We start from the raw sequence: 26,521 nt of genomic DNA on the forward strand, positions 1-26,521 counted from the left end.
GTAGTTCCGGGGGAGAACAGGGGGCTGCATTTACCGCCAAAGTGGGACGTAAGGCGGATTTTTGGGGCAGGAAAGACGCCCCGGTTAAGGAGCGTCTGTGGCGGGATTATTTCTGTATCAAATAACGAATGGTTGGTCCATCCTGTTGAATGTCCAGCACGGTGTAACCGTGGTTTTTAGCATCGAGAGGAATGTTGTTGATGGACTGCGGGCAGTCGCTCACCACCTCCAGAATTTCCCCTTTCCTGAGCTGAGGCAGGGCTTCCAGCGTGGCGACAGCGGGATAAGGGCAGGGTTCGCCCACCATATCCAGACGATAGTCAGGTACGATCTCTTTCATGCGGCATTCTCCTGCGTTTCATTTTTGACAGCAGCACGGCGGAAGAACCGTTTCTCCTGCGCAATCACCAGTAAAAAAGCGGCCAGCAGCAGGGCGTACGTGACCAACAGGCCACCGAGTGGGCCGAACGTGCTGAGCAGGTTGACCTTATCCCAGTTTGTCGCGAGGACAGGAGAAAGGGAATCCCAGTAGTACGCGAGGAGAGTTGACCCGAGCACGTTCCCCAGGCCAACCCACCAGTAATGCACCTGACCTTCAACGGCACGGTACATCCAGCCGGTTTCACAACCGCCAGCCAGCACAATCCCGAAGCCAAACAGCAGGCCGCCAATCACCGCATTCGGGCCGGCCCACATGATTTTCGGTTCAACACCTAACTGAACATAGCTGAAGATGCCGATAGCACTCACCGCCATCCCGGCAATAATCGCTTTTGCCATCATTGTTCGCCCGGTGATCCACATATCGCGAAACGCTGAAGTAAAGCAGATCTGCGCGCGTTCAATAAGCAAACCAAAGCCCACGCCAAACAGCATTGCCAGACCCAGTTTAGGTTGATTGAGCGCTGTACACAGTGCCCATGCCACCATGGCGAAAAAGACCAGCATCCCCAGGCGGAAACGACGGCGTGCCTGAGCCGGTTTTTGCGTCAGCGGCGATGCGGCGCTGACCTTAACCATCCTGACGGGAATACGGAACAGCGGCAAAAGGGTAAATTTTGCGCCAAAGTAAGAACCGATGGCGGTAGCGACGGCAAAGAACCAGGCATGTAGCGAAAACTGTGGGATACCGGTAAAGAAGGCGGCAAGGTTACAGCCCATCGCCAGGCGCGCACCGAAACCGGCAATCATGCCGCCGATGACCGCCTGTACGATGCGGATCCGACTTTTTGGCATTCTCAGCTTAACGTTGTTTGCCCACAGCGCGGCGGCAAAACAGCCGCCGAACATGCCGATGATCATCATCCCGTCGATGCGGGTCAGCGGAGTGCCTTCCAGATGAATGAGCTTAAAGTAACCCCACTCTTCAGCATGCACACCGGCAAGCTGCAGCAGTTGTCCACCCCAACGGGTAAACTCGCCGGTTACAGCCCAGAACGTACCGGTAATGCCGAAATAGTAAGTAGACAGGATCCCCGCTGCGATAACGGCGGGTACAGGTGACCAGAACTTAACCAGGTAAGTCTGTTTGAAGTATTGCCATGACATGAGTAAGCCTCTGAACTCAGAAGGTATATTTGGATTTAACGGGCTGGAATATATAACTTTTTTTCTTTCTCCAAAACCTCTCCAAAACTTTTCTCAAAAATACCTACCTTTTTTATGACCTCCGTCATCAAATCTTCCTGATATCTCCTGGCAATCACTCACCCGGCTGCAAAATATTCACTCTTTTCGCGGCTCCTCACGCAGAATACGCGAGCGGCAGACATCCAGAATTTCGTCAGCGAGCGCAGAATTATCCGGGCAGGCACGGGACAACACCAGAGCCCCGACAAGATGTGCAAAGGTGTCTATCAGGTCAGCACGTGAGACATTTTCGTCACTTAACATTGCCAGCTGACGTTCAACCCCGGCTGCAAATGTCTCTTTGATGGACTCGGACTGACGGGCGGTGTCGGTGCCCAGGGCAGACATCACACAACCCCTGGCCATATCATCGCGATGCTGTCGGGAGAGGTAATATTCAATGAATTTTTCTCGGTCCACACCCGCCAGGTTTTCCGCGGCGTGTACAAAACCACAGTTCATGGCTTCTGACATCAGGTCAGCCTTTGAACCAAAGTGCTTATAAAACCCGCCGTGGGTTAAACCCGCCGCAGACATCAGCTCCGCCACGCCCACGCCGTCATAGCCGCGCTCACGAAAAAGTTCTGATGCCGTTTCAACAATGCGCATCCGGTTTTCCCGAACCTGCTCTTTTGACACTTTCATGCGTTCCCGCCCCCATACAAAACAAGGCTCAATTATACATTGATGATGATCATAATCAAACCAGTTGACTTTATAGATTATGATTATCATCATTAAATCCATGTTCCCGACGGTGCTTCGCAGAGTTATGCGCGCTCCGTCAGTCTGACTGAGATCAGCAAAGAGAGCCGGACATATCCCCGGATTTACCTGCATCGAACAGTGCAGATTCTGTTCAACATTTAATAAAGAAGATCACATATGACGAAAACTTCAGTTCTCATTACAGGCGCATCGACGGGTATTGGTGCTGTTTATGCGCAAAGATTTGCGAGCCGTGGACATGACCTGGTTCTGGTTGCCCGCGATAAAACAAAATTAGACGCACTCGCCGAGCGTCTGCGACAGGAGAAGGGCGTTTCTGTTGATGTTCTGCCAGCCGATCTCACTCAGGCAGCGGATTTAGCGACGGTGGAAGCTCGTCTTCGTGAAGACGAAAAAATAGGGGTGCTGATTAACAACGCAGGCATGGCACAGTCGGGCAATTTTACCGGCCAGACGCCTGAGGCAATTGAGCGTCTTATCGCCCTGAACGTCACTGCGCTGACGAGGCTTGCGAGTGCCGCGGCGCCACGGTTTGTCAAAACCGGAGAAGGCGCAATCGTCAATATCAGCTCCGTCGTTGGGCTCGCCCCGGAATTTGCCATGACGGTTTACGGTGCCACCAAAGCCTTTGTGCTTTTCCTGTCGCAGGGATTGCATATTGAGCTCTCCTCCGCGGGCGTTTACGTCCAGGCGGTACTTCCGGCTGGCACTTACACCGAAATCTGGGAACGTGCAGGTATTGATATCAGTAAGGCACCCGAGATGATGGAAGTGGGTCAGTTAGTTGACGCAGCCCTGGCCGGCTTTGATCGTCGCGAACTCGTCACCATCCCTCCTTTACAAAATGCTGCCCACTGGGATGACCTGGAGACGGCACGTCAGGCTCTGCTGGCGGATATCAATCAGGCTAAAGCGGCAGAACGGTACACAGTGTAGCCACGGGGATTCGGCATAACCCTATGCCGCGTTGTTTCCCTGCAGCGTGTTGTTGCGCTGCAGGGTGAGCAGGACTCCATCAAGAGAGCGTAGTGAGAATGACAAAAAAACGTGTAGCACTGGTGACCGGAGCTTCTTCGGGGATCGGTGAGGCGTCGGCTAAAAAACTGCTGGCCGCGGGGTATAGGGTCTATGGCACCAGCCGGCGCGGTGCGCAGGCAGGTACACATCCCTTTGCGTTATTAACGCTTGATGTGACGGACGATGCGTCCGTGAGCGCCGCCATTGAGGCGTTACTGCACCTGGAAGGGCGGATAGATTTGCTGGTGAATAATGCGGGCTTTGGGGTTGCTCCTGCGGCCGCGGAAGAAAGTTCGATTGATCAGGCCAGGCGTATTTTCGACACCAACTTTCTTGGCCTGGTCAGAATGACGCGGGCAGTGATCCCGCACATGCGCCGTCAGGGCAGTGGGCGCATCATCAACATTGGTTCGATATTAGGGATTGTCCCGCTACCTTACGTGGCACTGTATGCAGCCAGTAAGCATGCGGTTGAAGGGTATACGGGCGCGCTGGACCATGAACTGCGTACACAGGGTATCAGGGTTTCCGTGATCGAGCCGGCCTATATAAAGACACAGTTCGACGCAAACAATTTAGAACCTGACGCGAAGCTAGAAGAATATGAACCGCTCCGGGCTAAGCTGAACAACGTCGTCAGCAAGGCAATGGACGAGGCGGAACGTCCGGAAGTGGTGGCTGATGTGGTGGTAAAGGCTGCCCAGGCTTTACGGCCTAAGGTGCGTTATACGGCGGGCACGCTGGCGGGGAAACTGAATTTCATTCGCCGCTTTGCGCCTGCTTCACTTCTGGACAAGGTAGTACGCAATAGTCTTCAGCTCGACGCGAAAGAATAAGAATATGAAATTTTCTCAACTGGCTATTCTGACTGCCGGGTTGTTTTTCATCCTGGCGGCGATATGGATGTTCTGCCCGCAACTGCTGTTAACGCAGTGGGGAATCACGCCAACACCGGGAACTGATGTGCTCGGCCATCGCTCTGCCGCCCTGTATGCAGGCCTGGGGGTGATGTGTTTATTCGCCAGGCACGCAGAGCCCTCGCTGGCCCGCTATGCCCTGGCAGCAGGGATCGGTACGTTATGTTTGATTTTAGCCGTGTCCGGCGTTGTTGAGTGGTATGCAGGACACGTTAATGGGCAGATCGTTATTGCAGTATTTATCGAGCTATTTCTGGGTATCGCTTTTTTACTCAGCAACAGCGTTGGTAAGAAACACGCCACCGGCAAACCCGGCAGAGTAAAAGACAAATGAATAAGAAGACGATGAAAGCATTTACGTTCAAACGCTATGGTAAATCCCCTGAACTGGGATTCGACGACGTAGATTTTCCGTCCCCTGGTGATGATGAAATTCTGGTCAAAGTGTATGCAGTAGGTCTGAACCCGATCGATAACATGATCCCGACCGGCATGTTCAAACGTGTTCTGCATTTCAGTCTCCCCGCGACGTTGGGCAGCGACGTGTCCGGCGTTGTCGTTGCCACAGGACGCCGCGTGACGCGTTTCAACGCAGGCGATGAGGTGTTTGCCAGTATTTTTGACAGGGGAACGGGTTCGCTTGCTGAATTTGTGCGGGTGCCAGAAAACCTTGCAGCGTTAAAACCCGCCACTCTGGATTTCGTACAGGCAGCGTCGCTTCCGATGGTCAGTCTCACCTCCTGGCAAGCGCTGACGGAACGCGCGAAGCTGCGAGCGGGGCAGAAAGTATTTATCCCGGCAGGCTCCGGTGGAATTGGCAGTTTTGCTATCCAACTGGCAAAACACCTTGGCGCAACGGTAGGGACGACAACCAGCACCGCCAACATTGACTGGGTGAGCCGCCTTGGTGCAGATGAGGTGGTTGACTATAAAAAGCAGGAATTCGAAAAAGTGCTGAGCGGCTACGATATTGTCCTCGGGACTATCAGAGGTGACGCGATTGAGAAATCCACCCAAATCCTTAAACCGGGAGGGAAGATAGTTTCCCTGATCGGGCCGTTAGATACGGCTTTCGCACGGGAAAGACACCTTAATGTTTTCCTGCGTTTCGTATTAGGACTGATGAGCCGCAAAATCATGCGACTGTCAAAAAAACGAGGGTTAACCTATTCGTTTCTCTTTGTCCGCCCTGATGGCAGCCAGCTTAGCCAAATCGCTGAACTCATGGACGCTCAACGCATCAAACCCGTTATCGACAACGTTTTCCCCTTTGCCGAAACTGGCGACGCCTTCGCCTATCTGGCTCGCGGGCATGCAAAGGGGAAAGTGGTGGTTAAAATTCATGAGTGATAGCAATGAAGGCTTGCCTCTGCGCTAAGCATAAATGACCAGGGTTATCGCCTCAGGGAAGAGGTATTGTCACTATCACCGTTCGTATCAGTTATAGCCCTCCGTCTTCATCGCATAATGCGGCCAGATGTCAGGATCGTGCCCGGGAATAATTTCCGCATTATGCATCTGGGTAACCACTCTTAGTTTTGCCACCGATCGTGCCACCTCACTGGCCGATGTCATCAAGCCAGGAAGGGCTTTATCCTGAAAATGGTCAAGCGTATAGGCAGCATCTATCGCCAGGGTGAACGATTTTCCACTCGGCAGGGAGACGACAAAAGATTGATGACCCGGGGAGTGGCCTGGCGTGTAAATGATTTTCAGAACGCCATCGCCATACAGATCAAAACCGTCATCGGCATCTCCTGCCAGAAACTGCCATTTGAGACCTTCGCGATGAAAATCTTTCCGACAGTAGGCCCCGGCGGTAAACCAGTCCGGTGAAAAGGCATAGTCGTACTCAGCACGTTGCACAAGATGAGTGGCTTCAGGAAAGCGGCCAATCGCGCCGGTATGGTCAGAGTGGAGGTGGGAGAGTAAAACATAACGCACCGATTCTGGCCTTATTCCGAGCTTCGCCAGTTGTCTTCTACAGCCCTGGTTTGTATCCATGATGGGTTGATACTGGTCAACAGTCGGTCCCCAGTAGGCGCGGGGATCCTTCAGCCCTTCCACCGCAAGACCACCGTCAATAACAACATTCCCCTGCGGATGCGTCAGTAAAAACCAGGGGACAGGTATAATGTAGTCGGAGCCTTCACCCTGATTCATCCTGATATCGTGATATTTACAACGCTGATAGCCCGACTGGAACATATAAAGCCTGATATCTGACATGCTTCTTTTCCCGTAAAAAATGAAATGTTCTGTACGCCATAGCTACAACAGCCGTGGACGCACAGATTTTCATTAACAGAAGGGCCTGGCAGTAGAGGGGCGGGACCACTTTCATTTATCGGTTTTACCAATATAATCGGTGAATGGATTTACTTACGGCAATGCGTATTTTCATTCGGGTGGTTGAGCGCGGAAGCATGTCTGCCGCTGCGCGCGATCTCGGCATCGGACAGCCGGCGGTCAGTGAAAGGATAGAGCGTCTGGAAGCTCATCTTAATACCCGCCTGCTGCGACGTCACACGCGCCGAATGTCTCTCACGAATAGCGGGACGCTGTTCTATGAACGAAGCAAAAGCGCCGTTGCAGCGGCTGACCATGCGCTGGCAATCGTGGATAATGGTGAAGCAATTAGTGGAACCCTGCGCATTGCCGCACCCTATGGAGCCGGGGAAGAGTTACTTATGCCCGCCCTGCTTAAACTGCAATTGGCCTATCCGGGCATCAACATAGATCTGGTGCTCAGTGACAGAGTGACGGACCCGGTCACCGAAGGTGTGGATATCTCGCTACGTCTTGGTGAGGCGGGGGAAGGATATTATGTTGCCCGCCCGTTGGGAAAAATTGAGCGGTTGCTGGTGGCCTCTCCCGAATATTTGCAGCGTTATGATATGCCACGTACACCGGGCGAGCTCGCCCGACATGCGTTTGCTCGTGTTTCGGGCCTGTTTATGAATAACCATGTGACGCTGATCGCGCCTGACAACGCGTTACTCACCGTCCCTGTGAGAATAACATTCACTTCCAGCCACTGGCGGCCGTTACGTACTGTGCTTCTGGCAGGAAGGGCGATCGGGGTATTGCAGTCTCCGGTTTGCCGACAGGAGATTGCCGACGGGCATCTCGTACCTGTGTTACCCGACTACCTTGTTCCTTCATTCCCTGCATATCTACTTTATCCTCCGGCTAATATCATCTCCGCTGAAACACGAACATGTGTCGCTTTCCTTGAAAACGAACTTCGCACAAGCCTTACGCGCTCGGTAACAAAAGGGCAGCTATAGTTCTCAAACTCGAATATGAGGCTGTTTAATAAACGGTTGAACAAAATTTCGTGCCTGCCTGAGGTACACCCCGGTTAATGGCTTGCCCAGTCGAGCATGCGTCATTCGCTGCTACGGCGCGGCAACTCTCCGGAAGCTAAATATTCTGCGCGGGTTTGAAACTACTGCAGTGACGTCTTCCCCCACTGCCTGACGTGTTCAATCAGAGCCCGCAGCTTGGGGGCCATATTTCGACGTTGCGGGAAGTACAGATAAAACCCAGGAAAAGGCGGAAGAAAATCATCCAGTAATGAAACAAGCTGTCCTTTTTCAATAAATGGCCTGAATGTTTCATAGGTTGCAAAGGTAATTCCTCCTCCCGCAAGCGCGAGCCTGAGCATGAGACGGAGATCGTTGGTGGTGATATGCGGTTCAACCGCCACGTCGAAAGGTATTCCCGCTTCCTCAAATTCCCAGCGATAGGGCGCGACGTCTGGCGATGGGCGCCAGCCGATACAGCGATGGCGGATAAGCTCTCGCGGATGGCGCGGTGCGCTGTGGGCCGCCAGATACGTTGGTGATGCCACCACCACTTCCCGTTGCTGTCCCGTCAGAGGGACAGCAATCATGTCTTTTTCGATCACGTCACCGAGCCTTACGCCGGCATCAAAGCCCGCTGCCACGATATCAAATGCGTCATCCGACACGACGATATCGATGGTGACGGCAGGGTTAGCGGCTGCAAATGACGCGAGCAGAGGGCCTGAAAGAAATTCTTCTGCAATTGAGGTGACAGCAATTTTCAGATGCCCTCGCGGCCCGTTGTCAGAGAGAACGTCTTCGCACGCCGCGTCAATCGTTGATAGCGGTATGGACAACGATTTTCGCAGCCGTTCTCCCGCTTCAGTCAGGTTTACCGAACGCGTGGTGCGCATGACAAGCAGGGTCCCGAACGTATCCTCCAGGCGTCTGATCCCCTGGCTGACCGCCGATCGCGTCACGCCAAGACGTTCGGCGGCAGCGCTGAAGCTACGTTCCTCCGCGACAGCCAGAAACAGAGGTAAAAGATTAAGGTCAATTTTCATTGTTTATGTTTGCTAACCAGTGTGTACACCAGTGGCAGGATACACGAAACAATGCCCTCGTTCTATTATCCCTCTGAACTCAACTAAAGGAGTACATCATGGATAAAGTCATCTTGATCACCGGTGCATCCAGCGGTATCGGAGAGGGTATTGCACGAGAGCTTGGCAATGCAGGCGCGAAGTTGTTACTTGGGGCACGCAGGAAAGATCGTATAGAAGCCATCGCTGCAGAAATCCGCAGTACAGGCGGGCATGCTGAAGCCTGCGAGCTGGATGTCACAAATCGCCAGTCGATGTCTGATTTCGTGCAGGCGGCATTGACTACGTGGGGGCGTATTGACGTTCTGATCAACAACGCGGGAATAATGCCCCTTTCTCCGCTGGCAGCGGGTAAATATGATGAATGGGAACGTACCATTGATGTGAATATCAAGGGCGTGCTATGGGGGATTGGCGCCGTGCTTCCCACCATGGAAGCGCAGGGCTCCGGTCAGATAATCAATATTGGCTCTATCGGTGCTCTCTCTGTGGTGCCGACAGCTGCCGTCTATTGCGCCACAAAGTTCGCCGTTCGGGCGATTTCAGATGGCTTGCGACAGGAAAGCGCCAGCATCCGTGTCACCTGCGTCAACCCCGGTGTGGTGGAAAGCGAACTTGCCTCGACCATTACTCATCCGGAAACGCAGGCGGCAATGGAGGTATACCGTTCCATTGCACTCCAGCCGGCTGATATTGCCCGCGCTGTTCGGCAAGTGATTGAAGCGCCTGAAAATGTTGATACAACAGAAATCACGATTCGACCTACCGCGTCTGCTAACTGACCTGGCTAACGCATATTCACCACGAAAGCTGCCTGTAAGGCAGCTTTTTTTGTCGCGTCACAGAGTGCAGGGTGAAAATTGTATGTGTATTGAAAAGGTTATAACGCGGGCCAGACAACCGGTGTGGCCCGCATGACAAACTTACCACTGCTGCTCTGTGGGCATGATGAACAATTCTGCCACGTCGACATGGTCCGGCGCGCGCAGCACATAAAGAATGGAATCAGCAATATCCTCTGACTTCAGGAACGTCATGTGTTCCTTCAGGTTTTCCATCTGTGCACGGTAGTTTTCGTCAGTAATGTGCTCGATTAATTCACTTTCAACCGCGCCTGGCTGAAGTGAGGTTACGCGAATATTGTATTGAGACGAAAGCTCCATGCGTAATACATCTGAAAATGCGGCTACCGCATGTTTCGTTGCGCAATATACCCCGAGTCCAGCGAACGTTTTTCTGCCCGCAATCGAGGACGTATTGATGATATGCCCTGACTTTTGCGCTTGCATCACCGGGAGTACCGCGGCAACCGTGTTCATTAAGCCCTTAATATTGACATCAACCATACGATGCCACTCCTCCAGTTTGAGACTGGCGATGTCTGAAATGGGCATGAGTCCGGCATTGTTAAAGGCGATATCAATGTGGCCATAGGCGTCGTGCAGTTTCTTCACGCCGTCGAAGACTGACGCCTGGTCAGTCACATCCATTTCCAGCGCAATGGCTTCTCCGCCGAAGGCCTTGATTTCTGACACCAGCGCCTGGAGACGATCCCGGCGGCGGGCCGCGAGTCCCACTTTGACCCCCTCTCTGGCCAATTTAATGGCGGTGGCTGCGCCGATACCGCTTGATGCACCGGTCACGATGGCTGATTTACCGTTGAGTTCCATGATTAATCCTCTTATGCGTTTGTTTCAGCGCTTCAGAAAAGAACATCTGAAGTTCGGGTTAATCATGTCTGCAAAAGGCACTCTCTTCGCGCGGTGGTTTGCTCACGCTGTCGGTGTTTTGCTACGCATATTTTCGTGGCGATATTGGGAGGGCGAAATACCGGTGTGCTTGCGGAATATGGCAGCAAAATGGCTGGGGCTGTTGTAGCCCACGGTCAGGGCAATGCTGATCATCGAATCCTCTGTCTCGGACAACAGGCGGCGCGCCTCTTCCATTCGCAAGCGGATAAAATAATGGGAAGGCGAAAGCCCGGTAGACTGTTTAAAGACCCGGCTGAAATGGAATTCGCTAAGCTCGGCAAGGCCAGCCAGACGTGCTAAGTCGAAGGGGAGAGCCAGCTCTTCATGCATCGCCTTAAATACCCGGTGTAATTTATATGCCTGCAACCCGCCGTGGTGTCGCTTTGCCGATGTCCGGTAAGCACGGGAGAGGTGTACCGCAAGGGCTTGAGCGATACCCTGGATGTAATGTCCACTGGGTGGGTGCTGAAAATAAAGCTCTGCGCGCATAAGTTCCAGCAGGGCTGACAGTGTTTCATCGCGTTCGCCCGACACTTCCCGCAGCTCAATATCCTGCATCATGGACACACCAATATAGACGTGCATAACGATGAAAGGGCTGTCTGGCTCGGCTTGCCATCTCATCTCTGTCGGAGAGGTGTCGGTCGTGAGAAAAAAATCACCTGCGGTAACGTGGTTTTCTGACCACTCTCCGCCCAGAGGCCGTTCTTCAACGACGGCCCGCCCAGAGAGTATCCAGACAATAAAAGGCTCTGGCACGGCCGGGATAATAACGTTGTCCTGCCTCTGTCGACGCGCCAGAATTTGAATGAAGACATCCCGGGAAGATTGTGCCCGATGTTCCTTGAGCAATTCGCCCGGAATGTACGCTTCGAATGATTCAGCGGAAGTACGTTGAGCCATATTCGTCAATAACGTCTCTTAAGCCAGTTTCACAAGGTTTAGCGCGGGAAGGGGACCACCCGGGAATTGTTGCAGATATCCCCCAATCTCAAGACTCCCTAAGTCTATACTGGCGAAGCCCATTCGGGTGGCTAATTCCTCAACGTCCGCTTTTGCATCAGCGTGGTCGCCGGACATAAAGACCACGCGGCGCCCGCCAGATTGGGACGGGTCTTGCGCAAGAACGTTTGCCAGAAGCGTGTTGAAGGCTTTGACGACCCGGGCTCCCGCTGCCCACTCTGAAACGCGCTGGGATGAATTTTTACCCCCCAGATCTGCAAGGGTGTAGCCCGGCAAAAGTACCGGGTTAGTCGCGTCAATCAGAATACGACCCTCCCAGTTCAACTCACTTAATGCGGCCTCGGTTCTGTTCCAGTTGGTACTTATAAAAACGATTTCGGCTTCGGCAGCCTGTTGTACCGTTCCGGCGCGAGCTTTGTCGCCCAATGCCTCAATCACTTCAGCCAGGCTGTCCGGGCCACGTCTGTTACTGAGGATGACATTCACGCCTGCGTTGACCAGCTGGTGGGCAAAGGCTTGTCCGATGGCGCCTGCACCAATAATGCCGACAGTATTTGTTTTCATAGTTTGTTTCCTTAAATGAACAGATGCGTTGATGTGTTTGGCTACGTTGCTTAAGAACATGAAAGGAGAATAGTGCTCACCGATCTATCTGTGTAGCCTATATAATTAGATGGTATACATCTAAAGGGGCGATACATGCTGGATGGTATGTCGATTGATCAACTGCGTACTTTCATTGCTGCGGTTGATGAAGGCAGTTTCTCGGCCGCAGGTCGCAAACTTCGCCGGGCGCAGTCCGTCGTTAGCGCTACGCTGGCAAATCTGGAATCTCAGGTAGGCTTTCCTTTATTTGAGCGAACGGGACGTTACCCGAAACTGACGGAGGCGGGGGCGGCCTTACTGGAGGCCGCACGCCATACGCTTGCCGGAATGGACGCGTTTAAGGCTAAGGCGCGTATCCTGGCAGAAGGCCTGGAACCCGAACTCGCCGTGTCTGTGGATGTGATGTTTCCGATAGAGATCCTGACCGCAGTCGTGAAGGAATTTCATCTGGCCTTTCCCGGCACACCGTTGCGTCTTTATGTTGAGGCGCTGGGGGCGGTACTTCAGCCGTTGCTGGCCGGCAACTGTCGGGTCGCGATTATCGGCTCGCTACCGGATGTTCCGACCGGGTGTGCCTCTGAGTTCCTGCTCAGTGTTCCTGCCGTGGCTGTGGTCTCACCCGATCATCCTTTGGCTAAAATGGCTGGCCCAATTCTTCGGCCGGTTATGGAGAACGCTGTGCAGCTTGTATTGGCTGACCGCTCATCACTCACGGCGGGGCGCAACTTTGGCGTGATGTCGGCTAAGACGTGGCGTTTGGGTGACATGGGGGCAAAACATGCATTCTTGCGTGCGGGCCTCGGTTGGGGTTATATGCCTTTGCCTATGGTTGAGGACGATCTTGCTAATGGCAGACTGGTTATCCTGAACCTGGAGATGCAGCCCGATGTTGGCCCTGGTTTTTCCATGCATGCGGTACATATGACGCAATATCCTCCAGGGCCAGCCGGACGCTGGTTTATTAATAAGCTTAAAACGCACTAAACCAGGTTATCTGGCGGTCAGAGCACCAGATAACCGATATCCTGCATCAGAATGTATAAAATGCCCCGACGGTAAAGAGAAGATATTCATCCTTTTGCACAATAGGGCTGCTGCTTACACGATCTGCAAGCGTGATATACCCTAAATCCGCATAGCCGGACCAGTTATGATTAAATGTGTGTTGCCAGTTAATATCGTAATTCACACTGTTTAATCCGCTACCCGCGTTGAAAGGCCTATATCCTGAATGGGTACTCTGATTCTTATTCACCCCAAACCAGGTATTATTATACCGTGCGTCGCCGTATTTTCTTTCGGTGCTGATTAGCAGAGTATCTGTGTCGTTAGCAAAAAGAACGACATTAAGTTTAATTTTATATTGCATTCCCTGGCTTTCCGTCAGCGGTGCCGTAATATTCCCCTCAAAGCCTATCCAGGGTGCCATCCACCATCCTGCCGTGGTGGTGGTATTCATTACGGTATTAATCTTACCCATACCTTTAAGTTTATCAGAGCCTTCCTGAAGCCAGGCGTTTCCGCTATCCGTGCGGCCAAGGGAATACCCCAGAGCTTGCCCCAGGTAAACGCCATTACTGAACTGATGGGAATAGACGATACCTTTGTCGGTATTGACGGACCAGTCATCGTAAGTCCATCCGAAATACGGCAGCGTATTGACATCATATTTATTCGAGCCGGTATATTCAGGCGCATATTGTGAACCCACGCCAATCGTGACATAAGATGCTTTTTTATCTGATGATGCCTGTGAAGCGAACGATGCTGCGATGAGTGTTACTAAGGCGATTTTTATTTCCTTCATAAAACTTCCTGAATGAATTATGCTTATATCTATGAATTGCGGAGTATGCGGGCGGTCAATCAATATTCCTGCAAGATTTAATCAAGATTCCATCAAGGTGCGAATGTGAAACGTGTTTTAATTATTGAAGACGATTTGGATGCCGCGAATGTGCTTGAGGCTTACCTTAAGCGCGATCAGTTTCAGACCTCTTCGGCCAGCAGCGGTAACCGGGGGCTCGAATTGGCATTCAGCTGGAAGCCCGACATTATTTTGCTGGATGTGATGTTGCCCGGCATGAGCGGGAACGATGTTCTGCTGGCCCTGCGCCGGCGCAGTGATATTCCCGTGATTATGATCACCGCCATCCGCGACGGCAGCGACAAAATCAGTGCCCTGCGATTTGGCGCGGATGACTATGTGGTGAAGCCCTATAACCCGGGTGAGGTGGTCGCCAGAGTCCATGCTGTACTCCGTCGTTATTCCGGCGAGCGCAGCAGCACGCTTATTAAGTACCGGGGACTGCAGGCAGATACAGAGTCCATGACGGTAAGCGTTGAGAGCGAGAACGGGCAACGGACAGCGCTGGATTTAACGCCGACGGAACTGCTGCTACTGATGACATTTCTTAAGTCACCGAATAAGGCTTTCACCCGTCAGGCGCTTCTTGAAGCGTGTCTCCCAGAAAGTGAAGCCCTGGAGCGCGTTGTGGACACGCATATCTATAACTTGCGAAAAAAACTCGAGTCAGCGGGGCAGACTGATTTGCTGATAAACGTAAGAGGGATCGGTTACCGATTTGCAAATGCATGAAAAAGTTTACGTTATCTCCACGAGGCGAACCGAGTACGCTGTGGAACTGGATATGCAAGCGGCTGATATCTCTGGCAGTCGGAAGTATTATTCTTATCGCCTTTTTTATGTGGGTGCGATTTTTTGTTGAAAACAAATGGCACGCCTACCGGATGCCAGAGGCCGTCAGGGCTGAACTCTCAGTTTTGAGCAAGCACCCTGAACAGAACATCAACCGCTATCATCAAATTATCGACACCTGGTATGGGCTGTCCTACTCAGATCCGACGATGGGGATTAAGGACTGGGTCATTCTTGGCATCCTGGTTCTGATATTCATACCGATTATTTTTATGCTTACGCTGAAAACAGCGCGCCCCATATCCCATCATATTAGCCGGCTTGCCGGTGCGGCACGGTCTGTTGCTGAAGGCGGGTTTGGGACCCGCGTGCCCGTCCCGGACAATTTGCCGCTTGAATTGCGTAGCCTCAGCGAGAACTTTAACGGGATGTCGATGCAGCTGGAACGCTACGAGAAAGATTTGAAAAAATCGCATGTGATCATGGCACATGAATTGCGCTCGCCGCTGACGGCTGCCATCGGTCGTCTGCAGGGCATTATGGACGGCGTATTTGAACCCAGTCAGGCCCAGTTGAACATGATCATGCAGCAGATGAATGATTTAAACAGACTGGTTGACGATCTGCATCTGTTAAAACTGGCTGATGCCAACCAGCTGAATTTGAGCCTGGTATCAACCAGCCTGGACCAGATAATCCGTGAGAAAGTGGCATGGACGATGCCTTCAGCCCAAAGGGTGGGAGTGAACATTATCTACCATGAGGGGGAATCTGTGACCTGTCGGGTTGATCCGTACCGGATAGGCCAGGTCTTTTTGATCCTGATGGACAATGCTCTGCGTTACGCTGCGGAAGGGGGCATCCTGGATATTCGTTATTATGTCAGCGATAAAAAGGTATCCGTTATTTTCCGCGACAACGGTCCGGCAGTCCCGGACGCACTGCTTGAAACCATATTTTCACCGTTTGTGCGTGAGGAGCAGTCTCGTTCACGACATACCGGTGGGTCCGGGCTTGGGCTTTCTATTGCCCGAGCGATATGCGAGGCGCATTGCGGTACTATCTTTGCAGAACGGAATGCCAGCGGAGGGCTATCGTTCACGATGACGATACCGCTAAGCGAAAAGGAACAGCATTGACGGTTCCTTAACAAAGGGTGAACTGAATCTTGTAAAAATTGAGTTTAAATACATGGTAAACGGGGGTTTACCATGTCACCTGAATTACTTCTCTCTCTGCTTTCTGCCTTTCGTAAAATGGTACGATGTGGATGTTTTTTACTGTACATCGCACCGGTGATTGTCATATTTCAGGTTATCATTATTATTTTATTGGATGCGCCGAAAGGAGATAAATAATTGTTGAGGGCAGGGCGGCGAATACAGTTCAAAGAACCAGTGATTTACCTGTGGGCTGGGTTTCGGCCCAAAGCAGTTTATAGTCCCATTTTTTATCATACAATCCGATTGAAAATTGCATTGCCTTATTTTCATTGCGACACACTTCTCGTGCATCAACAATATTTTTCCACATGAGCAGACTTCCTGGGCTGAATGCGGTGATCGACGGATCAATCCCTCCGTTAGGAACATCAAAATACAGGCTTTTTTCACTACGGGCACACAGTACGAGATCTATCGCAACGGGAGCACCTTCAAAGAAAAGTACATTGCCGGTGACCATGTGTGGCAGAGCGGTTAACAGTTCAGTGATGTTTTTCCTGTTATAGCATCTGACGCTGTCAGCAAAACGCAGCCTGAAAAGATGCATGTAAATATCAGCAATATCCGCCGGTGACATCTCTCTGAGCGGTATGCATTCTCCGCCCGCAGCCAGCATTTTTTTTAGCTCGCCATTTCTTTTTTTCACCGTTTTACCTGAGAAAGACGTTTTAATCAGGCAAACCTTACGTTTTTCACGAAAAGCATAGGTGGCATTTATTATATTCCCACGCAGCGATGAAGACAGCCGGTTTGTTTTTACTGGCAGAACGATTTTTTGATCGGCAGCCATGGGGATAATAATTTCATCATAAGATACCGGGTAATCGCGCCAGACATTCAGGCCGAAGGTATTTTCATCACTGGTAAAGTACGCTGCGGTGACCTCGCCATCGCGTCGGTAATGCCAGAATGCGAATTCTTTTTCCTTCTTCTGCATAAAGAAATTGATAATGTCGGGGTGAGTATTAACACTGCCGCCGTACTTATAATAAGCCGCCTGGTAATGCGTGAAGTTTGAACGTTCCCATCCAAAAAGCGAATGTCTGAAGCCCATTATTGTTTCTCCTTGCAATCTCATCAGAGGGCGCTGTCAGCGCCGGGCAGTTCTGTCTGCACAGGCTGATTATCCCGACCGTTAATCAATAAACGGTCAAGGCAAAATCAAGATTGCTGCAATCTTCGTTGGCGGAGTTAATTTTGCCTGTCTCAGGAAATATCTGCTTACATTCCAGCTAGCGCTAGGCTCTTTACATTGACACTAGTGTCAATGTTGTAGAGTGCATCTATGACGAGGAGAAAGGTATGCGACCATCTGAACTGGCGGCGCTCACTGGCGTCAGCACCCGAGTGCTAAGACATTATGAAGCTAAAGGACTGATTGTTTCTCAGCGGTTGGACAACGGTTATCGGAATTACGACGCAAAAGACGTCGAGAAAGTGAGATGGATAACCTCGCTTTTAAAATGTGGGTTCAGTACCCGACAGATTGCAGAGCTGGAAAAGTTTTCTCAGGTAAGCGACATGGATGATGCGCGTTTTATCCAGTGTCTGGCGCAGCACAGAGAAAAACTTCGGGCACTGGACACGCTTATCGAATTACTTAATGAACGCAGAAATACACTTGCCACGCGTATTCACGCCTACGAGTGATCGCTCTGTCTGAGCAGTAATAACAGGAAATATCATCATGAAACAGTTAGACAATAAAGTCGCGTTAATTACCGGAGGCAGTAGCGGTATCGGACTGGCCACGGCCAAACGGTTTATTGAAGAAGGTGCAAAGGTGATTATCACTGGCAGGAATGCAGAAACCCTGCAGCAGGCGATGAATGAACTCGGTGACGATAATGCACTGTCAATACAACACGATAACGGTGACATACGAAGCCATGAAAACCTCTTTCGCATTATTAACGAAAAATACGGCAAGCTGGATGTGATGTTTGCAAATGCCGGTGTTATTGTGCTTTCCGATTTCCCGGCCTCCACCGAAGATGATTTTAATACTCAGTTTGATATCAACGTAAAAGGGACGTTTTTCGCCGTGCAACAGGCCCTCCCGTTAATGTCCGACGGTGGCTCGATAATATTAACGTCTTCCATTGCGCATTATAAAGGGTTCGATGGACACAATATCTATGCCGCCTCAAAAGCCTCGCTGCGATCTTTTGCCCGCAGCTGGACGACCGACCTTAAAGGCCGTGGGATCCGCGTGAATTGCCTGAGCCCAGGACCCGTCGCCACACCGATTATCAGTAAAATGGGCGTTTCCCTGAGCGATCGCGAGATTTTTGACGCCAGCATCGCAAGTCGTATTCCGTTAGGTCGTTTAGGCAAACCTGACGAGGTGGCCGCGGCAGCGCTGTTTCTTGCATCGGATGAAAGCAGTTTTATTTCGGGTATCGACCTGTCTGTCGATGGCGGGATGGGGCAAATTTAGCGGCGCGTGCAGCGCTGATAAAAAAACATCAAATTTGATTAAAGCACATCAATTTTGCTAGAGCAGGCAGGTTTGACTTTCACTACTCTTGGTGCGGTAACGACATTTTCATCATCCGCTGTTAACAGGTATCGCTATGAAAAAACGTATTATTATTGCCGGTTCGGGTTTTGCAGGTATGTGGGCCGCCATTTCAGCAGCAAGGCTGGTACATATGGAAAAGGCAAATGATCGGATTGAGATTTTTTTGGTTTCTCCGGAACCTGCATTAACCATTCGTCCAAGATTGTATGAAGCCGTACTTGAAAATATGACACCCTCTATTCTGCATGTTCTTGAGGCTGCGGGTGTGCACTATATTGCCGGTTATGCCACCGATATTGATGCAGAAAATAAAACTATCACGGTAAAAAAAGAGAGTGGCGAAACCTCAGTTAATTTTGACAGTTTTGTGCTGGCCACCGGAAGCCAGGCATTTCACCCTGAACTGCCGGGGATCACGGAATACAGTTTTGACGTGAACTCATTGAATGCTGCTCATGAACTGGAGCAACACCTCATGTCGTTAGCTTCAGAGCCTGATTCTGTCGCACGAAATACTGTTGTTGTCGCCGGTGGGGGCCTGACCGGGCTTGAGACCGCCACTGAAATGCCGGAACGCCTCAGAGACCTCTTGGGTTCGGAGCGCCATTTGCAGGTTATTATTGTGGACAGTTCGAACAAAATTGGTCAGGCGATGGGCGAGGATGCCTGTGAGATCATCAATCAGGCGCTGGCCAGTAATGGCGTGACTGTTCGAACGGGCGTCAGAGTGCGCGCAATCAACGCTGAGGGGGTGATGCTTTCGGACGATGAATTTATCCCCAGCAAAACGGTGATATGGACGGCGGGAATGCGGGCCAGCGCGTTAGCCGGGCTCATCCCGGGCGACCACGATAATCTGGGCCGTGTTATTGGGGATGCGTATCTGCGGGCACCTGCCGCCAGGGGTATCTTCGTTACCGGCGATACCGTAAAAGTCCCTACGGATGATGAAGGTAATTATAACGTCATGTCCTGCCAGCATGCGATGAGCCTGGGGCGCGTCGCCGGTCATAACGCGGCAGCAGAAATACTGGGATTACCGCTGCATCCTTACAGCCAGCCAAAATATGTTACCTGTCTTGATCTGGGCAAATGGGGGGCGGTCTACACGGAAGGCTGGGATCATCAGGTTATGTACCAGGGCATGGAAGCGAAAAAAATAAAGCAGGAAATTAATACTCAGTGGATTTATCCGCCAGAACCCGACAGAGAGAAAATGTTTTCTGTTGCTAACCCTGATTATATTATTGTTCCGTAACAGGGCATCTCTGTTGATGCTGCCTGGCGGCTGGCAGCATCAACGCGTGTTCTTTTTTTCACGCCATTGACCGGGGGTCAAGCCTGTTATTTTTCTGAAGGCCTGGGTAAATGCATTTTGCGACCCATAGCCGCTTTCAATGGCAATTTCTGTAATCAGTTTATCGGTGTGTTGTAACTCGTGGAAAGCGCGTTCCATTACGCGCTGCTTAAGCCACCCGTACGGGGTTAAGCCGGTACTGTTTTTAAAGGCACGGCAGAAATGAGCCGAGGAAACTCCCAGCTCAAGAGCCAGTGATTTAATCGTGACATCCCCTATGGGGCTGTTATCCAGTTTTTCCAGCGCCATTTTTAATGCGCGCGAAGACAATACTCCTTGCGACTGACCTGCGGCTGTCAGCGTGTTGGAGTGGTTTTTTATTAACTGTAATATTAATGACAGTGTTAAGTGCTCGCAGAGCAGTTGGTTAATTTTGTTATTGTCCGAAATGATTTCCGCAACGGCCAGCGTAATTTTTGATGCCGTCTCATCAAAATGCGCTGTGCGTAAGAGTAACTCAGCAGTAGGTATCTCCATTTGATTCAGAAGATCGGCGAAAATATTATCAGGAATATATAAATGCATAACATCAACAAGGCCAGCAATATCCCAGCGAGACGTACTTCCCTGAGGAATTGTCGTGATGGCGCCTTTCCGGATCGTGTTTTTAACGATTTTATTTTCTGTTTTTCGCTCAACACGCTGCATATGTCCAACGTGAGCAATAATCACATGTTGATCGAGTGGCGGGATAGTTTCATGCAATGGCCCATGCGGCCAGTGATAACAGCGAATTTGCAGCGCATCTCCACTGTCTATGCCTAATTCAGGTCGGTTCTTTAATACCTGAGCCATTTTATGAACGGCATCGTCAAGAGGAATGTCATGATTTTTCATGAGTATACCTGTTAATAACAGTGGGCATCCTAAGAGTATAGCGATGTTTTAACCCTGTTTCATTGTGTTCTGTCTGCATGTTTATTTTTGATGATGGGAAATAACAGAGGGGAAAAAGTCATTTCTACGGTGTGTATACCCTTAAATCGATTAATTATGTTGTCCGGAGGAAATATGGCGATATCTAAGAATGATGCAGCGTCGTTAGCACCTGTTAATGGTACCTCGCATGTGGAAGCCGTTTATGAAAAGGTGCCATCACGTTATGCACTACAGGTCGGTAAGATTGATGTTCTGGTGATCAGTGACGGCGTGTTGTCATTACCTGGACCCATGTTGGGTCATAACGCGGAGGCCTCCGAACGTACCCACTGGTTTGAAGATAAGTTTCTGCCTGCCGATTTTCTCGACTGGGCATTAAATGTGGTTCTCGTGCATAGCGGTGACCGGACGATCCTGGTTGATGCAGGGATGGGGGAGGCTTTCCCTGATTTACCCCGCGCCGGGCGAACGGTTAACCGCCTGGCGTCAGCGGGGATAGATCTTGCCAGCGTCACGGATGTGATTATCACGCATCTGCATATGGATCACGTTGGTGGGCTGCTTATTGAGGGTGTGAAAGCGCGCATGCGGTCAGATCTTCGCATTCATGTCGCTGCTGCTGAGGTGGAATTTTGGCGTGACCCCGATTTTTCACAGGTTTCCATGCCGCCTGGTTTCCCGGAAGCGCTGCGCCAAACCGCTACCCAATTTTTGCAAGCGTACCAGACTCAACTGCATACATTCGAAGATGAATACGAGGTTGCACCCGGCGTGCGTGTTGTTCGTACAGGCGGGCATACTCCCGGACACAGCGTGGTAAGGCTGGCCTCTGAGGGGGAACGACTCACCTTTGCCGGCGATGCTATTTTCCAGGTTGGGTTTGAACATCCTGACTGGTTCAATGGTTTCGACCATTATCCCGAAGAAGCGGCACAGATTCGCATTCGTCTGCTGCAGGAACTGGCAGATAACAGGGAGTCATTGATCGCTACTCATCTCTCATTCCCGTCTGTCTGCCATGTTGCTGTCGACGGCGATACGTTCCGTTGCATTCCGGGTCCCTGGGATTATTAAGAATACCGCTGATGTCATTTTCACGGATACCGGCAGGAACATAAGAGGCATTACATATACGGCCATCCCTCAGACGAGGGATGGCGTTCAGGGGGGAGAGCGATGTTTACTTCGCCGCTTCCTCAATAAGTGTGGCAACGTCCTGCGGATGAGAAACCATCACGACATGGGATGCGCCCTTGATCACCACGGTGTGTTTTGAGCCCGCGCGTTCAGCCATGAATCGCAAACCCTGGGCGGGGATATTCTTGTCGCCGTCACCGTAAATAAAGTAAGAGGGCAGTTTTTTCCAGGCAGGCGCACCTGACTTTTCAGTTAAAGCCGCTTCGGTAATCGGTCTTTGCCCTGCGGCCATCAGCGCTGCCTCTTTAGCTGAAACGTCATGTGCGAATTGCTGGTGGAACTTCGCCTGGTCGATGGAGAGATCGACGCTACCATCAGCCAGCTTCACCGGTGCGGCGAGCGCCTGGCCAAGCGTGCCGCCAGGGAATTTTCCGGCCAGGTCGGCCGCCGCTTCACCGGCATCCGGAGCAAATGCGGCGACATACACCAGCGATTTCACATTGTTTGTATCACGGGCCGCGTTCGTAATGACCTGGCCACCATAGGAATGGCCGACAAGGACGACCGGCCCCTTAATATTGTTCACCACGGAAGAGACGTAAGCCGCATCAGTCGAAACACTGCGCAGCGGATTCGCCGCAGCGACGACGTTATACCCGTCCTTTTGCAGGATTTGGGTAACGCCATTCCAGCTAGAAGAGTCGGCAAAGGCACCATGAACCAGGACAACAGTCGGCTTAGCGGTTTCTGCGATAGCGCTGGCAGACAGCAAAACGGTGGCAACGGCAAGGGAGGCAGCAAATTTGGACATGATCGTTCCTCTTTTCAATTCAGTTTAAAGGCTATGCGTATGATGGTTGCGGCCTGTCTGGAACAGGCCACCTTGTTAGTTGCGAATAAAGGCCAGTACGTCAGCGTTAAAGCGATCGGCTTCTGTCTCCGCCAGCCCATGTGAACCGCCGGCATATATCGTCAGCGTTGCATTCGCGACGATCTCAGCGGCGCGGTGTGCAGATGCCTTAATGGGGACAATCTGGTCGTCGTCGCCATGAATAATCAGGGTAGGGCGATCAATCTGCTGCAGGTCGTGTGTGTAATCGACTTCAGAGAACTCATGGATGCAGTCATATTGCCCCTTAATACCGCCCTGCAGGCCGATTCTGCGGAAGTTTTCCCGCAACCCGTCATTGGTGGGGACATGGTCACGGTTGAAGCCATAGAACGGAACCGTCAGGTCGAAGAAAAACTGTGAGCGGTTTTTGGCCGTGCCTTCGCGGATAGCATCAAACACCTCCATCGGGGTGCCGTCAGGATTGGCATCCGTCCGGAGCATCAGAGGAGGGACAGCGCCGACCAGAACGACTTTAGCCACACGTGAGGTACCATGACGACCGATATAATGTGCAACTTCGCCGCCCCCTGTTGAGTGACCCACTAAAATCAGATCCTTCAGATCCAGCGCCTCAATCAGCTCAGCGAGATCGTCCGCATACTGATCCATATTGTTGCCGTGGAAAGTCTGGTCCGAACGCCCGTGGCTGCGACGGTCGTGTGCGATGACCCGGAAACCCTTCTGGCTGAAAAACAGCATCTGCTGATCCCAGGCATCAGACGATAACGGCCATCCATGAGCGAAGAGGATAGGCTGACCTGAACCCCAGTCTTTGTAGAAAATGCCTGTACCGTCTGTGGTGGTGAAAGTTGTCATTTCGTTCTCCTGTCATGTGTTGTGCTATTAGTTTGTGTGCGACTTGTTTGTGTGCAAATGAATATGGCAGCCCTTTTTGCCTTTGTCAATCGCTTGCAATTAAATCGTATGCAAATTATTTTAGGGGGACTGGAGGACATATGACTAAACACACTACTTCCGAGGATTCCCTGCCCGATGTGCACGGTATGCTCTGTTTCTCTCTTTACTCAGCGGGACATGCTTTTACCCAGCTCTATCGTCCCATGCTCGATAAGCTTGGCCTGACCTATCCCCAGTATCTGGTAATGGTCACCTTGTGGAATCAGGATGGGCGAACAGTGAAGGAACTGAGTGGAATTCTTTTTCTTGAGTCCAGCACGCTGACCCCTTTACTGAAGCGGCTGGAGACTGCGGGGTTGATCACCCGGACACGCAATCCGAAGGATGAGCGCGAAGTGCTTATCCACCTAACGGAGAAGGGTGAGGCGCTGAAACGCGAGACCAGCACTATCACGCGCTGTATTGTGGATACCCTTGGGATGGACGCCGACATCATTGCTGACATCAAAGCATCAGTTGATAAGATCCGTGACAAGATCCACCGTGCGCAGAAACCGGACGCCGATGACCTATCCTGATTGAGAGGCGGGCAGGGACATTCTGTCCATTCGTCCGCTCCATGAAACACTGAATTTACTGGAGGGCTGTTTTTCGCATTGTGGAATCTCATTATGATGAGTGCTGATGCTTACCAGGGGATACCGCATGCGCATTGACAATCTACAGTATTTTTTTGACCCACTTTGCGGCTGGTGCTATGCCAGCTCGCCTGCCCTGAATTACCTGGCGCAACATTACAGCGAAAAACTCACGTTAATGCCCAGTGGTCTATTTTGTGATGAGGGAGCCAGGGACATCACCCCCCAATGGGCAGACTATGCGTGGACAAACGATCAGCGGATTGCTTCGCTGACCGGCCAGCCATTCAGTGAGCGTTATCACCAGCTCCTGAACTCAGGTGCGCGCTTTGATTCGACGTTTATGAACCGGGCACTCACGGCTTTCCATGAAATCAGCCCGGCGGCAGAAGCAGGGCTGCTTCGTGCACTGCAACATGCCCGCTATGTACTGGGGCGTGATACCGCGCAAAGTAACGTAGTGGAAGAGATCGGCATTGCCTGGGCTCGGGAAAATAACCTTGACCTTAACGACTTTGTCGAGCGGCTTGATGCCGATGACGGGCTTCGCAGCCTGACAGACGACAGGATCGCTGACGTAAAGCGTCTTATGAATCAAAAAGGTTTCAGAGGGGTTCCACTGCTGTTGGTTACGGTTGACAGCACTGAGCACATTATTAGCGGCCACGATCTTTACGGCGGAGCAAAAAGCATCAGCGAGGCGCTGGCAAAGCTTGCATAGCCCACATCGAGGTTTCCGGTTTTACACCCCGGTGCTTCGTTTACCAGTGGTGTTTATCTCTCCTCCGAATACCAGAATCATTTCTGGCGGGGGAGCGACCGGAAAGAGCAGTAGTACCCTACAGATGCTATAAGGCAGAGCATATACCCGAATGATTCGCTGCCTTCCTCCACGACATTTTTGACCACCCTGACGTAGCTTTGATCAAGTATCGCGTACCATAACCCGTGCATTCCAAACAGCCGGGAGAAGACCAGGACTGCCAACAGACCACTGAGCATCACGCCGTACCACGGGGTACGGGTATAGTGTGCGAGTTGTGTAAGGGTAAGACGATAATGGATAACGGGATAAAGCAAAGCACAAACGGCGGAAAGCAGTGCAAACCATACCCAACTTCCGTGAGCCAGAAGATCGAAAAATGCATCCAGTTCTCGAATCAGCATGGAGAGGAAAAAGCCGCCAATCAGGATGTTGCAATAGCGCATGAATGCCCATTTCTTCGCCAGCAGGAAGTGTATAAATACGATGCCTCCTAAAACTGATTCCTGCACAATTTCGGTCAGCGATATCTCCGGTATATCCAGGTTAAATAAATAGATATCCGCCCACAGGCAAAGCACAGGCACAGTGCAGGCTGCTGACGCGAAAAGAAATAAGAAAAAGCTTTTGAGCACAGACATTAACACCACCACTTTCATTCAAAACACCTATGATAAGTGGCTTCGAACGAAAATCTATTTCACTTTGTGCGCTATAGGCATGAATTTTAAGCATTTTGAGCTACTTAGCGAGGGCGCATTACCTTTCCACATCAGGCTTCAGCCTTGCATCAGAAATCCAGGTGGAAACTCGCCAGGGGGATGTTATCACAAGCGTTACTGACAACCTGTGCACCAGGGAGGCTTGCGAGATAGGGGATTATATAAAGAAAGTATTATTTATTACGTTTTTTTATTAATACTTTTTGGGTAAAACTCCTATACTAATAAGCTTGCCCTGCTCAATATTTATGTAGCCACCTGACTTTAATGAGGAAAGGATTTTCATTACACCACTGCGTGACAGCGGTGTTTTGTTACGAATATATCTTTCAGCGGTTATGGATCCACGTACAGACTCATCTTCACTCATTAGTTCGTGCAGTTGAGAACAGATTATTTCATACGTTGTAGGGGCCGAGAGTTGCATGCCCACTGTATATAACTTTGCAGCGATAATAAGCATATGATTTGCCAGTGGGCGCCATAGATCTTCCTTTTCAATCAGACCGAGCGCTTCTTGTGCAGAAAAGATACCGATTTTGCATGTTGTCAGTGTTCTAATAAACATCCCTTCATACATATTGGTGATACTGCCTAACCCTAAGACTAACGGGGCCTTACCAATGGCAATGACAATACTATCTTCCCGACATAATTCAACTTTTCCCTCTGCAATGATATAGCAAAAATTTGCGTTATTACTCGAAATGTATAATGTTCGCCGCGCAGGGTAACTTTTAACAGGTGAATGGGGTAAAAGTTTTTCAACCAACTCACCTGCGTAAAGGGAGGGTATTGAAAGTGGCGTAGAAGCATTGTCGCGAGTGCTCATCTCTTGATCCTGAATATAAAATGCTGAGTCGT

General features: G+C 51.1%; 30 protein-coding genes. 15 read left to right on the top strand and 15 right to left on the bottom strand.

All coding sequences use genetic code 11. The annotated features are described in order from the left end of the window. Nucleotides 1-106 precede the first annotated feature (106 nt). The 3 genes from yedF to BJP35_RS22650 form a co-directional block, all read right to left on the bottom strand. Nucleotides 107-340, bottom strand: coding sequence for a sulfurtransferase-like selenium metabolism protein YedF (yedF, locus tag BJP35_RS22640; protein ID WP_014170428.1), 234 nt, complete (start codon nucleotides 338-340; stop codon nucleotides 107-109). Next, nucleotides 337-1,548 carry a selenium metabolism membrane protein YedE/FdhT gene (gene yedE, locus BJP35_RS22645; protein WP_086463574.1) on the bottom strand — a complete coding sequence of 404 codons (1,212 nt, stop codon included), beginning with the start codon at nucleotides 1,546-1,548 and terminating at the stop codon, nucleotides 337-339. Before yedE ends, yedF begins: the two co-directional genes overlap by 4 nt. 177 nt (nucleotides 1,549-1,725) lie before the next feature. Then, nucleotides 1,726-2,274: a TetR/AcrR family transcriptional regulator gene (locus tag BJP35_RS22650; RefSeq protein ID WP_032681991.1), complete on the bottom strand. Its 549-nt coding sequence runs from the start codon at nucleotides 2,272-2,274 to the stop codon at nucleotides 1,726-1,728. Between the two features lie 240 nt (nucleotides 2,275-2,514). Here BJP35_RS22650 and BJP35_RS22655 point away from each other — a divergent pair, with 240 nt between their 5' ends. From BJP35_RS22655 to BJP35_RS22670, 4 genes are all read left to right on the top strand, one after another. Further along, nucleotides 2,515-3,294, top strand: a complete 780-nt coding sequence (locus BJP35_RS22655) for an SDR family oxidoreductase (protein WP_014170425.1) — start codon at nucleotides 2,515-2,517, stop codon at nucleotides 3,292-3,294. Nucleotides 3,295-3,392: 98 nt separating this feature from the next. Next, nucleotides 3,393-4,211, top strand: coding sequence for an oxidoreductase (locus BJP35_RS22660; protein WP_047744769.1), 819 nt, complete (start codon nucleotides 3,393-3,395; stop codon nucleotides 4,209-4,211). Nucleotides 4,212-4,215: 4 nt separating this feature from the next. Next, on the top strand, nucleotides 4,216-4,626 hold the full coding sequence (locus tag BJP35_RS22665) for a hypothetical protein (protein WP_032680854.1): 411 nt from the start codon (nucleotides 4,216-4,218) through the stop codon (nucleotides 4,624-4,626). Then, nucleotides 4,623-5,642 carry an NADP-dependent oxidoreductase gene (locus BJP35_RS22670; protein WP_025203942.1) on the top strand — a complete coding sequence of 340 codons (1,020 nt, stop codon included), beginning with the start codon at nucleotides 4,623-4,625 and terminating at the stop codon, nucleotides 5,640-5,642. The genes BJP35_RS22665 and BJP35_RS22670 overlap by 4 nt, the downstream gene beginning before the upstream one ends. 87 nt (nucleotides 5,643-5,729) lie before the next feature. Here BJP35_RS22670 and attM read toward each other — a convergent pair whose 3' ends face one another. Further along, entirely contained in the window at nucleotides 5,730-6,521 is a 792-nt protein-coding gene (gene attM / locus BJP35_RS22675) for an N-acyl homoserine lactonase AttM (protein ID WP_047744768.1), read from the bottom strand. 161 nt (nucleotides 6,522-6,682) lie between these two features. On the opposite strand from attM, the gene BJP35_RS22680 reads away from it, so the two are divergent. Beyond that, complete coding sequence (locus BJP35_RS22680; protein WP_047744767.1) at nucleotides 6,683-7,582, top strand: LysR family transcriptional regulator; 900 nt, start codon at nucleotides 6,683-6,685, stop codon at nucleotides 7,580-7,582. Nucleotides 7,583-7,743: 161 nt separating this feature from the next. On the opposite strand, the gene BJP35_RS22685 is transcribed toward BJP35_RS22680, so the two are convergent. Next, entirely contained in the window at nucleotides 7,744-8,646 is a 903-nt protein-coding gene (locus BJP35_RS22685) for a LysR family transcriptional regulator (RefSeq protein ID WP_047744766.1), read from the bottom strand. A 98-nt stretch (nucleotides 8,647-8,744) separates the two neighbouring features. On the opposite strand from BJP35_RS22685, the gene BJP35_RS22690 reads away from it, so the two are divergent. Next, nucleotides 8,745-9,467 (top strand): SDR family oxidoreductase, encoded by a 723-nt coding sequence (locus tag BJP35_RS22690; RefSeq protein WP_014170418.1) that lies wholly within the window; start codon nucleotides 8,745-8,747, stop codon nucleotides 9,465-9,467. A gap of 141 nt (nucleotides 9,468-9,608) precedes the next feature. Here BJP35_RS22690 and BJP35_RS22695 read toward each other — a convergent pair whose 3' ends face one another. The 3 genes from BJP35_RS22695 to BJP35_RS22705 all read right to left on the bottom strand — a co-directional run bounded on the left by BJP35_RS22695 (nucleotide 9,609) and on the right by BJP35_RS22705 (nucleotide 12,023). After that, nucleotides 9,609-10,355 (bottom strand): SDR family oxidoreductase, encoded by a 747-nt coding sequence (locus BJP35_RS22695; protein ID WP_047744765.1) that lies wholly within the window; start codon nucleotides 10,353-10,355, stop codon nucleotides 9,609-9,611. A gap of 102 nt (nucleotides 10,356-10,457) precedes the next feature. Beyond that, the gene (locus BJP35_RS22700) at nucleotides 10,458-11,339 is read right to left on the bottom strand and encodes a helix-turn-helix domain-containing protein (RefSeq protein WP_086463575.1); all 882 of its coding nucleotides are present in this window, start codon (nucleotides 11,337-11,339) and stop codon (nucleotides 10,458-10,460) included. Nucleotides 11,340-11,357: 18 nt separating this feature from the next. Beyond that, the gene (locus BJP35_RS22705; protein WP_073971024.1) at nucleotides 11,358-12,023 is read right to left on the bottom strand and encodes an NADPH-dependent F420 reductase; all 666 of its coding nucleotides are present in this window, start codon (nucleotides 12,021-12,023) and stop codon (nucleotides 11,358-11,360) included. 75 nt (nucleotides 12,024-12,098) lie between these two features. Between BJP35_RS22705 and BJP35_RS22710 the strand changes: the two genes are divergently transcribed. After that, nucleotides 12,099-12,989 (top strand): LysR family transcriptional regulator, encoded by an 891-nt coding sequence (locus BJP35_RS22710; RefSeq protein WP_047744762.1) that lies wholly within the window; start codon nucleotides 12,099-12,101, stop codon nucleotides 12,987-12,989. 46 nt (nucleotides 12,990-13,035) lie between these two features. On the opposite strand, the gene BJP35_RS22715 is transcribed toward BJP35_RS22710, so the two are convergent. Next, the gene (locus tag BJP35_RS22715) at nucleotides 13,036-13,812 is read right to left on the bottom strand and encodes a MipA/OmpV family protein (protein WP_047744761.1); all 777 of its coding nucleotides are present in this window, start codon (nucleotides 13,810-13,812) and stop codon (nucleotides 13,036-13,038) included. 105 nt (nucleotides 13,813-13,917) lie between these two features. Here BJP35_RS22715 and BJP35_RS22720 point away from each other — a divergent pair, with 105 nt between their 5' ends. Both BJP35_RS22720 and BJP35_RS22725 read left to right on the top strand, forming a co-directional pair. Continuing rightward, nucleotides 13,918-14,604, top strand: a complete 687-nt coding sequence (locus BJP35_RS22720) for a response regulator (protein WP_047744760.1) — start codon at nucleotides 13,918-13,920, stop codon at nucleotides 14,602-14,604. Beyond that, nucleotides 14,601-15,803, top strand: a complete 1,203-nt coding sequence (locus BJP35_RS22725) for a cell wall metabolism sensor histidine kinase WalK (protein ID WP_047744759.1) — start codon at nucleotides 14,601-14,603, stop codon at nucleotides 15,801-15,803. Before BJP35_RS22720 ends, BJP35_RS22725 begins: the two co-directional genes overlap by 4 nt. Before the next feature lie 247 nt (nucleotides 15,804-16,050). Here the strand turns inward: BJP35_RS22725 and BJP35_RS22730 are convergent, their stop codons facing one another. Beyond that, nucleotides 16,051-16,941, bottom strand: a complete 891-nt coding sequence (locus BJP35_RS22730; RefSeq protein ID WP_047744758.1) for a GNAT family N-acetyltransferase — start codon at nucleotides 16,939-16,941, stop codon at nucleotides 16,051-16,053. Between the two features lie 248 nt (nucleotides 16,942-17,189). Here BJP35_RS22730 and BJP35_RS22735 point away from each other — a divergent pair, with 248 nt between their 5' ends. The 3 genes from BJP35_RS22735 (at nucleotide 17,190) to BJP35_RS22745 (ending at nucleotide 19,669) form a co-directional block, all read left to right on the top strand. Next, nucleotides 17,190-17,537, top strand: coding sequence for a MerR family transcriptional regulator (locus BJP35_RS22735; RefSeq protein WP_025203954.1), 348 nt, complete (start codon nucleotides 17,190-17,192; stop codon nucleotides 17,535-17,537). A gap of 37 nt (nucleotides 17,538-17,574) precedes the next feature. Continuing rightward, nucleotides 17,575-18,327: a glucose 1-dehydrogenase gene (locus BJP35_RS22740; RefSeq protein ID WP_047744757.1), complete on the top strand. Its 753-nt coding sequence runs from the start codon at nucleotides 17,575-17,577 to the stop codon at nucleotides 18,325-18,327. Nucleotides 18,328-18,463: 136 nt separating this feature from the next. Then, complete coding sequence (locus BJP35_RS22745) at nucleotides 18,464-19,669, top strand: NAD(P)/FAD-dependent oxidoreductase (RefSeq protein ID WP_047744756.1); 1,206 nt, start codon at nucleotides 18,464-18,466, stop codon at nucleotides 19,667-19,669. Between the two features lie 39 nt (nucleotides 19,670-19,708). Here the strand turns inward: BJP35_RS22745 and BJP35_RS22750 are convergent, their stop codons facing one another. Further along, nucleotides 19,709-20,605 carry an AraC family transcriptional regulator gene (locus tag BJP35_RS22750; RefSeq protein WP_014170406.1) on the bottom strand — a complete coding sequence of 299 codons (897 nt, stop codon included), beginning with the start codon at nucleotides 20,603-20,605 and terminating at the stop codon, nucleotides 19,709-19,711. Between the two features lie 174 nt (nucleotides 20,606-20,779). Between BJP35_RS22750 and BJP35_RS22755 the strand changes: the two genes are divergently transcribed. Beyond that, nucleotides 20,780-21,721, top strand: coding sequence for an MBL fold metallo-hydrolase (locus tag BJP35_RS22755; RefSeq protein ID WP_073971023.1), 942 nt, complete (start codon nucleotides 20,780-20,782; stop codon nucleotides 21,719-21,721). Nucleotides 21,722-21,827: 106 nt separating this feature from the next. Here BJP35_RS22755 and BJP35_RS22760 read toward each other — a convergent pair whose 3' ends face one another. Beyond that, on the bottom strand, nucleotides 21,828-22,595 hold the full coding sequence (locus BJP35_RS22760; protein ID WP_020882412.1) for an alpha/beta fold hydrolase: 768 nt from the start codon (nucleotides 22,593-22,595) through the stop codon (nucleotides 21,828-21,830). 75 nt (nucleotides 22,596-22,670) lie between these two features. After that, on the bottom strand, nucleotides 22,671-23,492 hold the full coding sequence (locus BJP35_RS22765; RefSeq protein ID WP_020882413.1) for an alpha/beta fold hydrolase: 822 nt from the start codon (nucleotides 23,490-23,492) through the stop codon (nucleotides 22,671-22,673). Nucleotides 23,493-23,632: 140 nt separating this feature from the next. On the opposite strand from BJP35_RS22765, the gene BJP35_RS22770 reads away from it, so the two are divergent. Together BJP35_RS22770 and BJP35_RS22775 are read left to right on the top strand one after the other, a co-directional pair. After that, complete coding sequence (locus tag BJP35_RS22770; RefSeq protein ID WP_047744755.1) at nucleotides 23,633-24,112, top strand: MarR family winged helix-turn-helix transcriptional regulator; 480 nt, start codon at nucleotides 23,633-23,635, stop codon at nucleotides 24,110-24,112. 127 nt (nucleotides 24,113-24,239) lie between these two features. After that, nucleotides 24,240-24,893, top strand: coding sequence for a DsbA family protein (locus tag BJP35_RS22775; protein ID WP_047744754.1), 654 nt, complete (start codon nucleotides 24,240-24,242; stop codon nucleotides 24,891-24,893). A gap of 77 nt (nucleotides 24,894-24,970) precedes the next feature. Here BJP35_RS22775 and BJP35_RS22780 read toward each other — a convergent pair whose 3' ends face one another. Then, entirely contained in the window at nucleotides 24,971-25,576 is a 606-nt protein-coding gene (locus tag BJP35_RS22780) for a hypothetical protein (RefSeq protein ID WP_047744901.1), read from the bottom strand. A 274-nt stretch (nucleotides 25,577-25,850) separates the two neighbouring features. Beyond that, nucleotides 25,851-26,489, bottom strand: coding sequence for a helix-turn-helix domain-containing protein (locus tag BJP35_RS22790; protein ID WP_052951160.1), 639 nt, complete (start codon nucleotides 26,487-26,489; stop codon nucleotides 25,851-25,853). Nucleotides 26,490-26,521 lie beyond the last annotated feature (32 nt).

It is taken from the genome of Enterobacter sp. J49 (assembly GCF_002148625.1).
GTDB classification, from domain to species: domain Bacteria; phylum Pseudomonadota; class Gammaproteobacteria; order Enterobacterales; family Enterobacteriaceae; genus Enterobacter; species Enterobacter ludwigii.

Excerpts from the sequence above, each read along its gene's own strand:
- yedF (WP_014170428.1), bottom strand. The coding sequence starts at position 340 with ATGAAAGAGATCGTACCTGACTATCGTCTGGATATGGTGGGCGAACCC.
- yedE (WP_086463574.1), bottom strand. The coding sequence starts at position 1,548 with ATGTCATGGCAATACTTCAAACAGACTTACCTGGTTAAGTTCTGGTCA.
- BJP35_RS22650 (WP_032681991.1), bottom strand. The coding sequence starts at position 2,274 with ATGAAAGTGTCAAAAGAGCAGGTTCGGGAAAACCGGATGCGCATTGTT.
- BJP35_RS22655 (WP_014170425.1), top strand. The coding sequence starts at position 2,515 with ATGACGAAAACTTCAGTTCTCATTACAGGCGCATCGACGGGTATTGGT.
- BJP35_RS22660 (WP_047744769.1), top strand. The coding sequence starts at position 3,393 with ATGACAAAAAAACGTGTAGCACTGGTGACCGGAGCTTCTTCGGGGATC.
- BJP35_RS22665 (WP_032680854.1), top strand. The coding sequence starts at position 4,216 with ATGAAATTTTCTCAACTGGCTATTCTGACTGCCGGGTTGTTTTTCATC.
- BJP35_RS22670 (WP_025203942.1), top strand. The coding sequence starts at position 4,623 with ATGAATAAGAAGACGATGAAAGCATTTACGTTCAAACGCTATGGTAAA.
- attM (WP_047744768.1), bottom strand. The coding sequence starts at position 6,521 with ATGTCAGATATCAGGCTTTATATGTTCCAGTCGGGCTATCAGCGTTGT.
- BJP35_RS22680 (WP_047744767.1), top strand. The coding sequence starts at position 6,683 with ATGCGTATTTTCATTCGGGTGGTTGAGCGCGGAAGCATGTCTGCCGCT.
- BJP35_RS22685 (WP_047744766.1), bottom strand. The coding sequence starts at position 8,646 with ATGAAAATTGACCTTAATCTTTTACCTCTGTTTCTGGCTGTCGCGGAG.
- BJP35_RS22690 (WP_014170418.1), top strand. The coding sequence starts at position 8,745 with ATGGATAAAGTCATCTTGATCACCGGTGCATCCAGCGGTATCGGAGAG.
- BJP35_RS22695 (WP_047744765.1), bottom strand. The coding sequence starts at position 10,355 with ATGGAACTCAACGGTAAATCAGCCATCGTGACCGGTGCATCAAGCGGT.
- BJP35_RS22700 (WP_086463575.1), bottom strand. The coding sequence starts at position 11,339 with ATGGCTCAACGTACTTCCGCTGAATCATTCGAAGCGTACATTCCGGGC.
- BJP35_RS22705 (WP_073971024.1), bottom strand. The coding sequence starts at position 12,023 with ATGTTCTTAAGCAACGTAGCCAAACACATCAACGCATCTGTTCATTTA.
- BJP35_RS22710 (WP_047744762.1), top strand. The coding sequence starts at position 12,099 with ATGCTGGATGGTATGTCGATTGATCAACTGCGTACTTTCATTGCTGCG.
- BJP35_RS22715 (WP_047744761.1), bottom strand. The coding sequence starts at position 13,812 with ATGAAGGAAATAAAAATCGCCTTAGTAACACTCATCGCAGCATCGTTC.
- BJP35_RS22725 (WP_047744759.1), top strand. The coding sequence starts at position 14,601 with ATGAAAAAGTTTACGTTATCTCCACGAGGCGAACCGAGTACGCTGTGG.
- BJP35_RS22730 (WP_047744758.1), bottom strand. The coding sequence starts at position 16,941 with ATGGGCTTCAGACATTCGCTTTTTGGATGGGAACGTTCAAACTTCACG.
- BJP35_RS22735 (WP_025203954.1), top strand. The coding sequence starts at position 17,190 with ATGCGACCATCTGAACTGGCGGCGCTCACTGGCGTCAGCACCCGAGTG.
- BJP35_RS22740 (WP_047744757.1), top strand. The coding sequence starts at position 17,575 with ATGAAACAGTTAGACAATAAAGTCGCGTTAATTACCGGAGGCAGTAGC.
- BJP35_RS22745 (WP_047744756.1), top strand. The coding sequence starts at position 18,464 with ATGAAAAAACGTATTATTATTGCCGGTTCGGGTTTTGCAGGTATGTGG.
- BJP35_RS22750 (WP_014170406.1), bottom strand. The coding sequence starts at position 20,605 with ATGAAAAATCATGACATTCCTCTTGACGATGCCGTTCATAAAATGGCT.
- BJP35_RS22755 (WP_073971023.1), top strand. The coding sequence starts at position 20,780 with ATGGCGATATCTAAGAATGATGCAGCGTCGTTAGCACCTGTTAATGGT.
- BJP35_RS22760 (WP_020882412.1), bottom strand. The coding sequence starts at position 22,595 with ATGTCCAAATTTGCTGCCTCCCTTGCCGTTGCCACCGTTTTGCTGTCT.
- BJP35_RS22765 (WP_020882413.1), bottom strand. The coding sequence starts at position 23,492 with ATGACAACTTTCACCACCACAGACGGTACAGGCATTTTCTACAAAGAC.
- BJP35_RS22770 (WP_047744755.1), top strand. The coding sequence starts at position 23,633 with ATGACTAAACACACTACTTCCGAGGATTCCCTGCCCGATGTGCACGGT.
- BJP35_RS22775 (WP_047744754.1), top strand. The coding sequence starts at position 24,240 with ATGCGCATTGACAATCTACAGTATTTTTTTGACCCACTTTGCGGCTGG.
- BJP35_RS22780 (WP_047744901.1), bottom strand. The coding sequence starts at position 25,576 with ATGTCTGTGCTCAAAAGCTTTTTCTTATTTCTTTTCGCGTCAGCAGCC.
- BJP35_RS22790 (WP_052951160.1), bottom strand. The coding sequence starts at position 26,489 with ATGAGCACTCGCGACAATGCTTCTACGCCACTTTCAATACCCTCCCTT.